This window comes from Emcibacter sp. SYSU 3D8, from assembly GCF_039655875.1.
In the GTDB taxonomy this organism is placed as follows: domain Bacteria; phylum Pseudomonadota; class Alphaproteobacteria; order SMXS01; family SMXS01; genus RI-34.
The window spans coordinates 12188-26154 of the sequence record NZ_JBBYXK010000003.1 but is presented as its reverse complement, the minus strand read 5'-3'; the positions used below and the strand labels follow the sequence as shown (position 1 = coordinate 26154).

Below are 13967 nucleotides of genomic sequence, written 5' to 3'. Positions count from 1 at the left end.
TCTTCTCCAACGCCTATGCGGCGCGCTTGTCCAGGGCGGCCAGGATGGCATCGCCCATGCCGGTGGTGGACGTCTTGGTCATTCCCGGCTGCATGATGTCGCCGGTCCGGTAGCCGGCGGCCAGCACGTCCTGCACGGCCTTCTCGACCAGGTCCGCATCGGCGCCCAGATCGAAGGAATAGCGCAGCGCCATGGCGAAACTGAGGATCGTGGCGATAGGATTCGCCAGGTTCTGGCCGGCAATGTCCGGCGCGCTGCCGTGCACCGGCTCGTACATGGCGCGCCGCTTGCCGTTCGCGTCGGCGGCGCCCAGCGACGCCGAGGGCAGCATGCCCAGCGAACCGGTCAGCATGGCGGCGATGTCCGACAGCACGTCGCCGAACAGATTGTCGGTGACGATGACGTCGAACTGCTTGGGATTGCGCACCAGCTGCATGGCGCAATTGTCGGCATACATGTGCGAAATCGGAATGTCGGCGTATTCGTTGTCGTGCACCCACTGCGCTTCCTCGCGCCACAGGATGCCGGATTCCATCACATTGGCCTTTTCCGAACTGGTCACCTTGCCGTTCGGGCGCGCCCGGGCAATGTCGAAGGCGACCCGGACCACGCGGCGGATTTCCTCGGTGTCGTAGACCTGGGTGTTGACGCCGCGGCGCTGGCCGTTGGGCAGGTTGGTGATGCCGCGCGGCTCGCCGAAATAGACGCCGCCGGTCAACTCACGCACGATCAGGATGTCGAGGCCGGCAACCACATCGCGCTTGAGGGACGAGGCATCCGCGAGGGCGTCGAAGCAGACGGCGGGACGCAGATTGGCGAACAGTTCCAGATCCTTGCGCAGGCGCAGCAGGCCGCGCTCGGGCTTGATCGAAAAGTCGATGTCGTCCCATTTGGGGCCGCCGACCGCGCCCAGCAGCACCGCGTCGGCCTTGAACGCCTTGTCCATCACCGCGTCGGTGACGGGCACGCCGTGGGCGTCGATGCTGCAGCCGCCGACCAGATCCTCGTCGAGATCGAAGGACAGGGACCGGTTTTTCTCCAGCCAGGCGATGATACGGCGTACCTGCGCCATGGCTTCGGCGCCGATGCCGTCGCCCGGCAGGATCAGAAGGCTGCGATTGATGGCCATGTTACGTGCTCTCCTTAGACGGCGGCGTTGTACAGCCAGGGCTGCGAGGCGCTCTGCTTCGCTTCGAAGCTGTCGATGCTGGCTTTCTTCTCCAGCGTCAGGCCGATGTCGTCGAGGCCGTTGAGCAGGCAATGCTTGCGGAACGGATCGATCTCGAACTTGATCTTGCCGCCGTCCGGGCCGGTAATTTCCTGGGCGTCCAGGTCCACCGACACGATGGCGTTGGCGCCGCGCTCGGCATCGTCCATCAGCTTGTCCACGTCCGCCTGGGGCAGCACGATGGGCAGGATGCCGTTCTTGAAACAATTATTGTAGAAGATGTCGGCGAAGCTGGGCGCGATGACGCAGGTGATGCCGAAATCGAGGATCGCCCAGGGCGCATGCTCGCGCGACGAACCGCAGCCGAAATTCGCGCCGGTCACCAGGATCTTGGCGTCGCGATAGGCCGGCTGGTTCAGCACGAATTCGGGAATCTCGCTGCCGTCCTGCTTGAAGCGCATCTCGTCGAACAGGCCGCGGCCAAGACCGTCGCGGGAGATGACCTTCAGGAACTGCTTCGGGATGATCATGTCGGTGTCGACATTGATCATGGGCAGCGGGGCCGCCACGCCGGTCAGCTTGGTGAACTTTTCCATCGGTCTCTCCTCAATACCGAAGAGGGCCGGGTGACCGGCCCCCTTTAGGTGGTCTCATTCGCATCCGGCCGGAGCCGAATCATCAGGCTATTTCGTAACCTTGATGATGCCGAACTCGCCCTTGGTGCCGTCGAAATCGTCGGCGATGCCGAGGACATGCAGCTTTTCCATGCGGGGCTTTTCCTCGGCCGACGCATGCTCCTTCGCCAGTTCGATCGCGCGGCGAATGGTTGCAGCCCAGAGTTCGTCACTGATCAGCGCCATGGTGTTCTTCTCCCCTTTATCACCGGTGCAAAAATTTACCCGAAGTCGCGCACATCAACCAGATGGCCAGCGATGGCGGCGGCAGCGGCCATGGCAGGGCTCATCAGATGCGTACGTCCGCCGCGACCCTGGCGGCCCTCGAAATTGCGGTTCGAGGTCGAGGCGCAGCGCTCGCCCGGCTCAAGCCGGTCGGCGTTCATGGCCAGGCACATGGAACAGCCCGGCTCGCGCCATTCGAAACCCGCCTCGACGAAGATCTTGTCGAGCCCTTCGGCCTCGGCCTGTTCCTTCACCAGTCCGGAGCCCGGCACGACCATGGCGCTGGTCACGTTGCCGGCCACCTTGCGGCCCTTGGCGATGACGGCGGCGGCGCGCAGATCCTCGATCCGGCCATTGGTGCACGAGCCGATGAACACCCGGTCTACCGGCACGTCGCTCAGCCTGGTCCGCGGCGTGAGGCCCATATAGTCCAGCGCGCGTTGGGTCGCCTGCCGGCGGCTCTCATCGGTGAAATCCTCCGGCGCGGGGACGCTGCCGGTGATCGGCAGCACGTCCTGCGGGCTGGTGCCCCAGGTCACCTGCGGTACGATCTCATTGCCGTCGATGGTCAGTTCGACATCGAACATGGCCCCCGGATCGGTTTTCAGATCGCTCCAGGCCGCGACGGCCTGTTCCCAGGCCGCGCCCTTCGGCGACTGTGGCCGGCCCTTGAAATAGTCGAAGGTCTTCTGGTCGGCGGCGATCAGGCCGGCGCGGGCGCCCGCTTCGATGGTCATGTTGCAGACCGTCATGCGGCCTTCCATGGACAGCGCCTCGATCACCGGGCCGGCAAACTCGACCACGTAGCCGGTGCCGCCCGCAGTGCCAAGCCTGCCGATGATGGCCAGCACCACGTCCTTGGCGGTGACGCCGACCGGCAAGCTGCCGGTGACGGTGACCCGCATGTTCTTCGAGCGCTTCTGGATCAGCGTCTGGGTGGCCAGCACGTGCTCGACTTCCGACGTGCCGATGCCGAACGCCAGCGCGCCGAACGCGCCATGCGTCGCCGTGTGCGAATCACCGCAGACGATGGTGGTGCCCGGCAGGGTGAACCCCTGTTCCGGCCCGATCACATGAACGATGCCCTGACGGACGTCGTCCATGCCCAGATAGGTCACGCCGAACTCGCGGGCGTTGTTCTCGAGCGTCTGGACCTGCGTCGCTGATTCGGGATCGGCGATGCCGTTGGCGCGGCCGAGCGTGGGCACGTTGTGGTCCGGCACCGCAAGCGTGGCGTCAGGACGATGCACCGTGCGGCCGGCCATGCGCAGGCCCTCGAAGGCCTGCGGGCTCGTCACCTCGTGAACCAGGTGGCGATCGATATAGAGGACACAGGTGCCGTCCTCTGCCTGATGCACCAGATGGCTGTCCCAGATCTTGTCGTAGAGCGTCTTAGGTCCGCTCATCAGCAGGTCTCCTGTAGGCTATTCCTGGGGAGCTGCAGCCGTCTTCTTGGTACGGGTGAAGTCCTTCTTCTCGACGATACGCGCCGATTTACCCGTGCGGCCGCGCAGATAGTACAGCTTCGCGCGGCGAACCTGGCCGCGGCGCACCAGCTCGATGCTGTCGAGGCGGGGCGAGTACAGCGGGAACACGCGTTCCACGCCTTCGCCGTAGGAAAGCTTGCGCACCGTGAACGACGAATGCAGGCCGTCGTTCTTACGGCCGATGCAGACGCCTTCGAAGGCCTGCACACGCTCGCGGTTGCCTTCGACCACGCGCACGTTGACGCGGACCGTGTCGCCGGGGCCGAACTTCGGAATGGTCTTGCCTTCCGTCAGCTTGGCAACCTGTTCCTGGTCGATCTGTTCAATAATGTTCATTGCACCTGTCCTTAGCCGCTCTTGTTGTTCTTCTCGGCCACGTACCGCGCCCACAGATCGGGCCGGCGTGACCGCGTTATATCCTCAGCCCTGCTTTTCCGCCAAGACGCAATTTCAGCGTGATGGCCGGATTGCAAGACCGCGGGGATCTTTCGTCCTTCCCAGCTCTGCGGTCTGGTGTACTGGGGGTATTCCAGCAACCCGTCCGCAAAACTCTCCTCGTTCAATACCGCCTCGTCGCCGACGACGCCGGGGAGCAAGCGCACCACCGCGTCGATCATGACGATGGCCGCCGGCTCGCCGCCGGACAGCACGAAATCGCCGAGGCTCACCTCTTCAACCTGCCGCGCCTCGAGCACCCGCTCGTCGACACCTTCAAACCTGCCGCACACCAGCGTCACGCCGCCCGCTTCGGCCCATCGCCGCGCCATGGCCTGGTCGAAGACCTTGCCGCGCGGCGACAGATAGGCCAGCGGCCTGCCCGCCTGTGCCGGGTCCGCCAGCGCCGCGTCGATCGCGGCAGCCAGCACATCCGGCCGCATCACCATGCCGGGACCACCGCCGGCCGGCGTATCGTCCACGGTCCGATGCTTCCCCAGCCCGTGTTCGCGGATGTCGCGCACATCGAGCGACCACGTACCCCGGTCAAGAGCCTTGCCCGCCAGCGAAACGCCCAGCGGGCCGGGAAACATCTCGGGAAAGAGCGTCAGCACCGTCGCCGCGAACGCAGGCACTATGCCGAATCTCCTTCCGCTTCCTCGTCTTCGTCATCCAGACGGACCACGATTCGGCCGCCCTTCAGGTCCACCACCGGCACCATCTCCCGCCGGAACGGGACCAGCACCGACTTTCCCGTCTCGTCCAGGCGGACATCCAGCATGTCGCCCGCCCCGAACGCGTGGACAGCGATTACCGTCCCCAGCTTCGTCCCGGCCTCGTCTTCGGCCGTCAGGCCGATGAGGTCCACGTGGAAGAAGCTGTCTTCCTCCTCTGGCTCACCCAGCGCCGCGCGGCTCACGCACAGCCTGGTGCCCTTCAGCGCCTCGGCGGCTTCCCGGTCCTCGACACCGTCGAGCCGGACAACCGCGCCGTCCTTCACCGCCCTGAGCCCCTTGACCCGGAAGACCCTGCCGCCCGGATCGCCGGTCAGCGGTCCGTAGGCGGCGATGGTCTCGGGTGCCTCGGTAAAGGTCTTCACCTTCACCTCGCCGCGCACCCCATGCGCGCCGGCGATGGCTCCCAGGACAACCAGACCCTCGGCCTGGCCGGCCAAGACTTACTCCGACGCTTCGGCGGCGGCTTCAGCCGGGGCCTCGGCCGGGGCTTCCGCTGCCTTGGCGGCGGCGGCTTCGGCGGCTTCAGCGGCGGCGGCGAGCGCGCGGATGCGCTCCTGCGCCTTCGCCTTCGGCTTGCCCTGGATCGGGTTGTTGCGCTGCGCCGGCTTGGCGATCAGATCGGCGGCAGCCAGGAACTTGGCAACGCGGTCGGTCGGCTGGGCGCCCTGCTTCAGCCAGTACTGCATGCGTTCGGTGTCGAACTTCAGGCGCTGCTCGCTGTCCTTGGGGACCAGCGGATTGAAGCTGCCGATGCGCTCGATGAAACCGCCGTCACGCGCGGCGCGGCTGTCGGCCACGACGATGCGGTAATAGGGACGCTTCTTCGCGCCGCCGCGCGCCAGTCTGATCTTCAGTGCCATGAGGCTTTCCTTCGCTACTTGTTCTTGATCTTGTGATTCGTCATGCGGTTATCGGGGCAGCATGCCGTCGAAACCCGGCGGCAGCTGGGGCATGCCTTTGCCGCCCTTGCCCATTTTCTTCATCATCTCGGCCATCTGCTGATGCTGTTTCAGCAGCTTGTTGACCTCCTGCACCGAGGTGCCGGATCCTGCCGCGATGCGCTTCTTGCGCGACGCGGCGATGATTTTCGTGTGCTCGCGCTCCTTCGGCGTCATCGAGTTGATGATCGCGTCCTGGCGCACCAGCATGCTCTCGTCGATATTCGCGCCGGCCAGCGCCTTCTTCAGCTTGCCGACACCCGGCAGCAGGCCGAGGATGCCCGTCATGCCGCCCATCTTGCGCATCTGCTCCAGCTGCTTCTGGTAGTCGACGAGCGTGAACTGGCCCTTCTTCAGGCGCTTCATCAGCGCCTCGGCGTCCTGCTCGCTGACCATCTCCTGGGCTTTTTCGACCAGGGAGACAACGTCGCCCATGCCCAGGATGCGCGAGGCGACCCGCGACGGGTGGAAATTGTCGATCTCGTCCAGCTTCTCGCCGGTACCCACCAGCTTGATCGGTCGGCCGGTGACGGCGCGCATGCTCAGGGCGGCGCCGCCGCGGCCATCGCCGTCCATCCGGGTCAGCACGATGCCGGTGACGCTCAGGCGGTCATTGAACTGCTTGGCGACGTTGACCGCGTCCTGACCGGTCAGCGCATCGGCGACCAGCAGGATTTCAACCGGCATGGTCGAGAACTTGACCGAATCCAGCTCGGCCATCAGGCCTTCGTCCACATGCAGGCGGCCGGCGGTGTCGAGCATGACCACGTCGTAGCCACCGAGGCGCGCCGCCTCCATGGCCCGCTTGGCGATGTCCAGCGGCATCTGGCCCGGGATGATCGGCAGGGTCGGCACATTGATCTGGGTGCCGAGAATCTTCAGCTGCTCCTGGGCGGCCGGACGCCGGGTATCCAGCGAGGCCATCAGCACGCGCTTGCGGTCGCGGGTGGCCAGCCGCTTGGCGATCTTGGCGGTCGAGGTCGTCTTGCCCGAGCCCTGCAGGCCAACCATCATGATGGCGGCCGGCGGCGCAGCCGCCAGGCTCAGGTCCTCGCTCTCGCCGCCCAGCATGGCGACCAGCTCGTCATTGACGATCTTGACGACCATCTGGCCGGGCGTGACCGAGCGCAACACTTCCTGGCCAACGGCCCGGGCGCGCACCTTCTCGACGAAATCCTTGACCACCGACAACGCCACGTCAGCCTCGAGCAGCGCCACGCGCACCTCGCGCATGGCCGCGCCCACGTCGGATTCATTCAGAACCCCGCGGCCCCGCAGCTTGTCGAAGATGTCGCCTAAACGGCCTGACAGCGTCTCGAACATTTTTCCAAACACCAACGCCACCCGCGGGCGAATCTTCGCTGACGGGTGGGTATCCTTGGACACGAAAACACAGCGCTTTCGTAGAGCGGCGGGAAATTAGGCGCGGCGGGCCGCAGAGTCAAGGGCCGAGGGCAACCGGCACCGCCGCCCGTGAACGGTTGCGCCGCGTCCGTCGCCGGGTGCTCACGGCCGCAAGCGCCCGATACACATCGTTTCCCAATGTCTCGACCTGCACGCCGCCATGCTAGGGTGGGCGACTGTTCCAGCCCGCGAGCGCCGTTCATGCAGCATCTGAACACCCTGGCCGACATCATACGGCATCCGTCGAACGCGGCGCGGCCGGTGCGCAGCGTGCTCCGGTATGTCGCATGGAACCTGGCGCGGCGGCTGATCGACACGCAGTTCGTGACCGAACTGCCCGGCGGCGCGCGCATCCTCTATTCCAACCGGGAGAACTACGCGACGCTGATCTACAACAACGTCCTGTTCGATTTCGAAACCATGCTGTTCGTCCTTCACTATCTCGCCGCGGACGACCTGTTCGTGGATGTGGGCGCGAATATCGGCATGTATTCGATCCTGGCGAGCGCAACCGCCGGCGCCCGGTCCATTGCGATCGAACCCGTGCCCGTCACCTTCGCCGACCTGACCAGCAATATCCGTCTCAACGGGATCGACGACCGGGTGGAGGCGCGAAACCTGGGAGTCGGCGACAAACCGGGCGTTTTGCGGTTCAGCGCCGACAAGGGCGGCATGAACCACGTCCTGACGGCGGACACTGCCGGCGACGGACTCGCATTGCCGGTGGTTACCATCGACAGCCTGATGGCAGGCCGGGACTGCACCATGATGAAGATGGATATCGAAGGCTACGAACTGCCGGCGCTTCGCGGCGCCACCGCGACCCTGGAAAACCCGTCCCTGAAGGCGCTGATCGTCGAGATGAACGAGTCCGGGCTGCGCTACGGCAATCCGGACCGCGATGTCCATGCCTTCATCCTCGGGTTCGGCTTCAGGCCCTGCCAGTACGATCCTGCAACCCGCACGCTCACCCCGATCGAAGGTCTGTCCCGCCACGGACTGAACGCCCTCTATGTCCGCGATCCGTCCGCCTCGTCGACGCTCGCCGCGGGACGGCGCATCACGGTCGCCGGCAAGCCGTGGTGAACCGGTCCGGGCCACGCGGGCGTTGCCGCGCGCCCCCCGACGGCCATATGCTCGACCCATGACCAAGTACGCTCCGCCGCCCGCATCACCGGCCAGCCACCGCGACGAAAAGTTCCGCGCCCTCGCCGCGATGGGCGCCGGCGACTTCGCCCATATCAACGGCTCGCTGGAAGAGCATTTCACCGGCGTGCACGATATGCTGGTGGAATGGGGTGCGCGCCCGGTGCTGTGCGACGCCGGGCTGTTCCACGCCGCCTACGGCACCGCCCATTTCGCCGACGCGATGCTGACCCTGGACAAGCGCGCGCTGGTCGCGGACATCATCGGCGCCGAGGCCGAGGCGATCGTCTATCGCTACTGCTCGTGCGACCGGGCAACCGTATGGCCCCGGATCGGCACGGCGGCGCCGCTGCCGTTCGACGACCGGTTCACCGGCGAGACCATCCTGATGCCGCTGGAGGAACTCAAGGAATTCTGCGAACTGACCGCCGCGAACGAGCTGCAGATTGCCGCAGGCGATCCCGGATTCCGCGAGCAGCACCGGGAAGGCTTCACCAGCCTGTTCAGCCGCATGCGGCCCTGGCTCAGCGAGCCCGGCAACCGCTTCGCCCGCTCGCTCTTCGATATCGGCCAATAGCGCCCATCGACCGTTATCTGCGGCGGTAACCGGGCGGTTGCGCGGCGGCAGGTTCTTCCGTTGCGGCGGGCAGCGGCTTTTCCCTATGCTGCCGCCATGAATCCGGGAACACAGGACAAGCCATTCCTTCCCTACGGGCCATGGGTGACGCTGGCGCTCACCGGCGCGGTGCTTGTGATATCGGGTATGATGTCACAGATGCTGATGCTGGCGGTGGGCGCCGAATTGGACCCCAGCACGGCCAACGACCCGATGCTGGCCTATGGCATCATCGCCAACCTGCTGGGCATCGCCGCCATCATGAAGCTGGCCGATTGGCGCGCCCCGGGACGGGCGACATCCTATCTGGCTATTCAACCATTCGACCGCGACATGCTGTGGCGCTGGATCGCCATCGCCGGCGCGCTGTTCGCCACCGAATGGATCGTCGAGGCCGTGGTCCGGCCCGCCTTCGACATCCCGCCGCCGCAGACCTGGCTGGACGGCGTCCCGTTCGGCGCGCTGCTCGTGCTGACGGTGATCATCACCGGACCCGTGCTCGAGGAGCTGCTGTTCAGGGGCTTCCTGCTCGAGGGATTGCTTCCCACCCGGCTCGGCCAGGCCGGGGCGCTGACCCTGTCGGCGCTTGCCTGGACGTTGCTGCACTTCCAGTACGACCTGCTCTCGTTGCTGTTCGTGTTCGCCCTCGGCATCATTTTCGGACTGGCGCGGCTGGCGACCGGTTCGCTGCTGCCGGCAATCCTGCTGCATGTCGCCTGGAACGCCCTGTGGATGCTGCTGACCTACGTCTAGCACCGCCGCCGAAATGGTCATCTTCGCCGCCGCGCGCATCCGCAAGTGGTCCACGGCGGGCTTGAGCGCTCCTGTGGACTGCGCCGAATCCGGCGCTTCCGCCGGCCGGCGCCATGAACCGGAAACGGCGGCGACCAGCATTTCGCTTGAGTCGCAAAGGGCGCGGCCCATATAACCGCGCCATGAACGCACTGGGCACGGTACGCAACTTCGTGAAGATGCACGGGCTGGGCAACGATTTCGTTGTCTTCGACGCCCGCATGGCGCCGCTTGCCCTGACGCCGGAGCAGGCTCGCTTCGTCGCCGACCGGCACCGGGGCATCGGCTGCGACCAGATCATCACCATCCTGCCATCCGAGAAGGCCGACGCCTTCATGCGGATCCAGAACGCCGACGGTTCGGAAGTGTCGGCCTGCGGCAACGCCACCCGCTGCGTCGCCAGCCTGCTGATGGGCGAGAGCGGCCGCGACCGGGCGACCATTGAAACCAGGGCCGACCTGCTGCGCTGCGAACTGGAAGCGGTGCAGGAAGAGCTGGTGTCCGTCGACATGGGCGAGCCGCGCTTCGGCTGGCGCGAGATTCCGCTGGCGCGCGAGGCCGACACCCTGTCGCTGGTGTTCGCCAAGGGCCCTCTGGAAGACCCGGCCTGCGTCAATGTGGGCAATCCCCATGTAGTGTTCTTCGTCGACAACGCGACGAAGATCGACCTGGCCACCTGGGGACCGCGCATCGAAACCGATCCCATGTTCCCCGAACGAATCAATGTCGGCATCGCCCAGGTAATCTCGACCGACGAGATTCGCCTGCGGGTGTGGGAGCGGGGCGTGGGCATCACCCAGGCCTGTGGCACCGCCGCCTGCGCCGCCGCCGTCGCCGCTATGCGGCGCGGCCTGACCGACCGGGAAATCATGGTGCAGCTCGACGGTGGGCCGCTGGAGATCACCTGGACCGCCGAAAACCGCATCATCATGCGCGGCCCCGTCGCCACCAGCTTCAGCGGGCAGGTGATGCTGTGAACGCCCCTGACATCATCACCTTCGGCTGCCGGCTGAACACGCTGGAATCGGAAGTGATCCGCCGCAACGCCATGGAGGCGGGCCTCGGCGACGCGGTCATCGTCAACACCTGCGCCGTCACCAACGAGGCGGTGCGCCAGGCCCGCCAGGCGATCCGCCGCGCCCGCCGCGACCGGCCCGAGGCGCGCATCATCGTGACGGGCTGTGCCGCCCAGACCGATCCCGCCGCTTTCGCCGCCATGCCCGAGGTGGACCGGGTGCTGGGCAACGAGGAAAAGCTGCAGCCCCAGGGTTTCGATTTCGGCGTTGGCGCTTCCGAACGGGTACAGGTCAACGACATCATGTCGGTGCGCGAGACCGCCGGCCATCTGGTCAACGGCATCGACGGCCGCACCCGCGCCTTCGTGCAGGTCCAGAACGGCTGTGACCACCGCTGCACCTTCTGCATCATCCCCTACGGCCGCGGCAATTCGCGCAGCGTGCCCATGGGCGCGGTGGTCGATCAGGTGAAGCTGCTGGTGGACGGCGGCTACCGCGAAGTGGTGGTGACCGGCGTCGACATCACCTCCTACGGCGCCGATCTGCCCGGCGCGCCCGGCCTTGGCACGCTGTGCGCCAAGATCCTGAAGGCCGTACCCGATTTGCCGCGGCTGCGGCTGTCGTCGATCGATTCGGTCGAGGTCGATCCGGTGCTGATGGACCTGATCGCCGGCGAGCCCCGGCTGATGCCTCACCTGCATCTGAGCCTGCAGGCGGGCGACGACATGATCCTGAAGCGTATGAAGCGCCGCCATACCCGGCAGCAATCCATCGACTTCTGCCACGACGTTCGCGCCCGTCGTCCCGACGTCGTGTTCGGCGCCGACCTCATTGCCGGTTTCCCGACCGAGACCGAGGCCATGTTCGCCAACACCCTGGCCTGCGTCGACGAGGCGGCCATCACCTTCCTGCACGTCTTCCCCTATTCGTCCCGTCCCGGCACGCCGGCCGCGCGCATGCCGCAGCTGCGCGGCGACGTGATCCGCGAGCGCGCCGCCATCCTGCGCCTGCGCGGCGAACAGCGGCGGGACGCGTTCTTCGCCCGACAGCAGGGCCGTGAGGCCGATGTGCTGGTGGAAAAGATCGAAGGCGGCGACAGCATCGGCCACACCCAGCATTTCGCGCCGATCGTCATCGCAGGCGCGGCCGAAGGCATCGTCCGCGCCCACATCACCGGACGCGATCACCATTCCCTGACCGGACGGCTGGCCGCTTGAGCGAACCCGAGAAAAAAGGCTGGTTCACCCGTCTCAAGGACGGTCTGAAGAAAAGCACCACCTCCGTTTCCGACGGCATCACCGGCCTGTTCACCAGCGGCGTGCTCAGCGGCAAGCGCAAGCTGGACGCCGCCACCCTCGATGAGCTCGAGGATGTGCTGATCATGGCGGATTTCGGCGTGGCAACCGCCGCGCGGGTGACCCGCGAGCTGGCCCAGACCCGCCTGGACAAGGAGGTCACCGACGAGGAAGTCCGCCGGACCCTGGCCAGCGTGGTGGCACAGACCCTGATTCCGGTTGCCCGTCCCCTGGCGATCGACCCGGCCAACCGGCCTCATGTGATCCTGGTCGTCGGCGTCAACGGCAGCGGCAAGACCACCACCATCGGCAAGCTTGCGCGCCAGTTCCGCAGCCAGGGCAAAAGCGTGATGCTGGCCGCAGGCGACACGTTCCGCGCCGCCGCCATCGAGCAGCTCGCGGTATGGGGCGAGCGCAACAATGTGCCGGTGATCGCCAAGCCCGTCGGCTCGGACGCCGCCGCCGTGGCCTTCGAGGGTCTCGAGCAGGCCCGCGCCCAGAATATCGACGTGCTGATGATCGACACCGCCGGGCGGCTGCAGAACAAGCAGGGCCTGATGGAAGAACTGGCCAAGGTCATCCGGGTGATTCGCAAGGCCGATCCCGCCTCGCCGCATGATACCCTGCTGGTGCTCGACGCCACCACCGGCCAGAACGCCGTGCAGCAGGTCGAGGTGTTCCGCAGCGTGGCCCAGATCACCGGACTGATCATGACCAAACTGGACGGCACCGCCCGCGGCGGTGTCCTCGTCGCCTGCGCTGAAAGGTTCGGGCTGCCGATCCATGCCATCGGCGTCGGCGAGAGCATCGAGGATCTGCAGCCCTTCGACGCCCGCGAGTTCGCAGACGCCATCGCCGGAGTGGCCGCATGAGTAAAGACCGTGTCATGGGTACCGGGCTGAAGCTGTTGCTCGACATGGGCCCGCTGGTGGTGTTCTTCGCCGCCTACTTCAAGGGCAACATCTACATCGCCACCGGCACCTTCATGGCCGCGACCGTGGCCGCCATCATCGTCTACTGGCTGAAGGTCCGGCACGTGCCCATGAGCCAGATCATCACCCTGGTGATCGTGCTGGTATTCGGCGGGCTGACTCTCGCGCTCGACGATCCACGCTTCATCAAGATGAAGCCCACCATGATCTATGTGATGTTCTCGGCGATCCTGTTTGGCGGGCTGGCGACCGGCCGCTCGCTGCTCAAGGTGGTTTTCGAGGCCGCATTCCCACCGCTGACCGAAACCGGCTGGCGCATCCTGACCGTGCGCTGGGCCATCTTCTTTGCCGTCCTGGCGGTCCTGAACGAGGCCATCTGGCGCAATTTCTCGGAAGAGTTCTGGGTCAGCTTCAAGCTGTTCGGCTTCCTGCCGCTGACGATGGTATTCGCCATGGCGCAGTTGAGCGTGATGAACCGCCACGCGATCACCAAGGAACCTGAAGAAACCCCCTCGGCGTAACGCCAGCATTCCGGGACGTTGCGAGCGCTACCGGCTTACGGTCTCACCGGCCGGGTTGGTGAACGGGCTGAACGGACCTTTGCCGTCGACCTCGCGGAACTGGTTGAGTCCCCAGACCACGCTGGGGAACGCCAATTCATCCCACGGAATTTCGTCCCACGAGAACAGCGCCACTTCGAGACTTTCGATTCCGGGTGAGAACACCGGCTCGGCAAGGTGCGCCTTGTAGATCAGCTGCACCTGGCTGATGCGTGGCACGTTGTAGACCGCCAGCAACTGCTCGATGACGATATGCGCGGTTGCCTCCTCGTACGCCTCGCGCCGTGCGCCGTCCTCGGTGGTCTCGTGCTCTTCGAGGAAACCGGCGGGCAGCGTCCAGAAGCCTTTCCTCGGATGAATCGCCCGGCGGCACAGCAGGAACTTGCCGCCATAAGTGACGACGGCGCCGACGACGACCTTGGGATTGTCGTAGTGGATCAGGCCGCAATCGTCGCAGACCAGACGTTCACGGTTGTCCCCGTCAGGGACCCGGCGCTTGAAATTCTCATGCTGGGCAGGATGGTGTGCCATTCCGACAGTCT

At 65.8% G+C, this 13967-nt stretch carries 17 protein-coding genes; 7 read left to right on the top strand and 10 right to left on the bottom strand.

What is annotated here, in order from left to right; genetic code table 11:
* Window positions 1-13: 13 nt before the first annotated feature.
* The 9 genes from leuB to ffh all read right to left on the bottom strand — a co-directional run bounded on the left by leuB (window position 14) and on the right by ffh (window position 6987).
* The gene (gene leuB, locus WJU21_RS11215; RefSeq protein ID WP_346323523.1) at window positions 14-1129 is read right to left on the bottom strand and encodes a 3-isopropylmalate dehydrogenase; all 1116 of its coding nucleotides are present in this window, start codon (window positions 1127-1129) and stop codon (window positions 14-16) included.
* 14 nt (window positions 1130-1143) lie between these two features.
* Complete coding sequence (gene leuD, locus WJU21_RS11210) at window positions 1144-1764, bottom strand: 3-isopropylmalate dehydratase small subunit (protein ID WP_346323522.1); 621 nt, start codon at window positions 1762-1764, stop codon at window positions 1144-1146.
* A gap of 87 nt (window positions 1765-1851) precedes the next feature.
* A complete protein-coding gene (locus WJU21_RS11205) occupies window positions 1852-2028 on the bottom strand; it encodes a hypothetical protein (protein WP_346323521.1) in 177 nt (58 codons plus the stop codon).
* A gap of 35 nt (window positions 2029-2063) precedes the next feature.
* Window positions 2064-3473, bottom strand: a complete 1410-nt coding sequence (gene leuC, locus WJU21_RS11200; RefSeq protein ID WP_346323520.1) for a 3-isopropylmalate dehydratase large subunit — start codon at window positions 3471-3473, stop codon at window positions 2064-2066.
* An 18-nt stretch (window positions 3474-3491) separates the two neighbouring features.
* Window positions 3492-3890, bottom strand: coding sequence for a 50S ribosomal protein L19 (gene rplS, locus WJU21_RS11195; protein WP_346323519.1), 399 nt, complete (start codon window positions 3888-3890; stop codon window positions 3492-3494).
* An 11-nt stretch (window positions 3891-3901) separates the two neighbouring features.
* Window positions 3902-4627, bottom strand: a complete 726-nt coding sequence (trmD, locus tag WJU21_RS11190) for a tRNA (guanosine(37)-N1)-methyltransferase TrmD (protein ID WP_346324055.1) — start codon at window positions 4625-4627, stop codon at window positions 3902-3904.
* Complete coding sequence (rimM, locus tag WJU21_RS11185) at window positions 4624-5163, bottom strand: ribosome maturation factor RimM (RefSeq protein ID WP_346323518.1); 540 nt, start codon at window positions 5161-5163, stop codon at window positions 4624-4626. Before rimM ends, trmD begins: the two co-directional genes overlap by 4 nt.
* Window positions 5164-5166: 3 nt before the next feature.
* Window positions 5167-5586 (bottom strand): 30S ribosomal protein S16, encoded by a 420-nt coding sequence (rpsP, locus tag WJU21_RS11180; protein WP_346323517.1) that lies wholly within the window; start codon window positions 5584-5586, stop codon window positions 5167-5169.
* A gap of 48 nt (window positions 5587-5634) precedes the next feature.
* Window positions 5635-6987, bottom strand: coding sequence for a signal recognition particle protein (ffh, locus tag WJU21_RS11175; RefSeq protein WP_346324054.1), 1353 nt, complete (start codon window positions 6985-6987; stop codon window positions 5635-5637).
* 282 nt (window positions 6988-7269) lie between these two features.
* Between ffh and WJU21_RS11170 the strand changes: the two genes are divergently transcribed.
* The 7 genes from WJU21_RS11170 to WJU21_RS11140 all read left to right on the top strand — a co-directional run bounded on the left by WJU21_RS11170 (window position 7270) and on the right by WJU21_RS11140 (window position 13386).
* On the top strand, window positions 7270-8154 hold the full coding sequence (locus WJU21_RS11170) for an FkbM family methyltransferase (RefSeq protein WP_346323516.1): 885 nt from the start codon (window positions 7270-7272) through the stop codon (window positions 8152-8154).
* A gap of 58 nt (window positions 8155-8212) precedes the next feature.
* The gene (locus tag WJU21_RS11165; RefSeq protein WP_346323515.1) at window positions 8213-8791 is read left to right on the top strand and encodes a DUF6817 domain-containing protein; all 579 of its coding nucleotides are present in this window, start codon (window positions 8213-8215) and stop codon (window positions 8789-8791) included.
* A 96-nt stretch (window positions 8792-8887) separates the two neighbouring features.
* On the top strand, window positions 8888-9583 hold the full coding sequence (locus tag WJU21_RS11160; protein ID WP_346323514.1) for a CPBP family intramembrane glutamic endopeptidase: 696 nt from the start codon (window positions 8888-8890) through the stop codon (window positions 9581-9583).
* Between the two features lie 182 nt (window positions 9584-9765).
* On the top strand, window positions 9766-10599 hold the full coding sequence (gene dapF, locus WJU21_RS11155) for a diaminopimelate epimerase (RefSeq protein WP_346323513.1): 834 nt from the start codon (window positions 9766-9768) through the stop codon (window positions 10597-10599).
* A complete protein-coding gene (gene mtaB, locus WJU21_RS11150) occupies window positions 10596-11855 on the top strand; it encodes a tRNA (N(6)-L-threonylcarbamoyladenosine(37)-C(2))-methylthiotransferase MtaB (RefSeq protein WP_346323512.1) in 1260 nt (419 codons plus the stop codon). Before dapF ends, mtaB begins: the two co-directional genes overlap by 4 nt.
* A complete protein-coding gene (gene ftsY / locus WJU21_RS11145; RefSeq protein ID WP_346323511.1) occupies window positions 11852-12805 on the top strand; it encodes a signal recognition particle-docking protein FtsY in 954 nt (317 codons plus the stop codon). Before mtaB ends, ftsY begins: the two co-directional genes overlap by 4 nt.
* A complete protein-coding gene (locus WJU21_RS11140) occupies window positions 12802-13386 on the top strand; it encodes a septation protein A (RefSeq protein ID WP_346323510.1) in 585 nt (194 codons plus the stop codon). The genes ftsY and WJU21_RS11140 overlap by 4 nt, the downstream gene beginning before the upstream one ends.
* A 27-nt stretch (window positions 13387-13413) precedes the next feature.
* Here WJU21_RS11140 and WJU21_RS11135 read toward each other — a convergent pair whose 3' ends face one another.
* A complete protein-coding gene (locus tag WJU21_RS11135) occupies window positions 13414-13956 on the bottom strand; it encodes an NUDIX hydrolase (protein WP_346323509.1) in 543 nt (180 codons plus the stop codon).
* Between the last annotated feature and the right edge of the window lie 11 nt (window positions 13957-13967).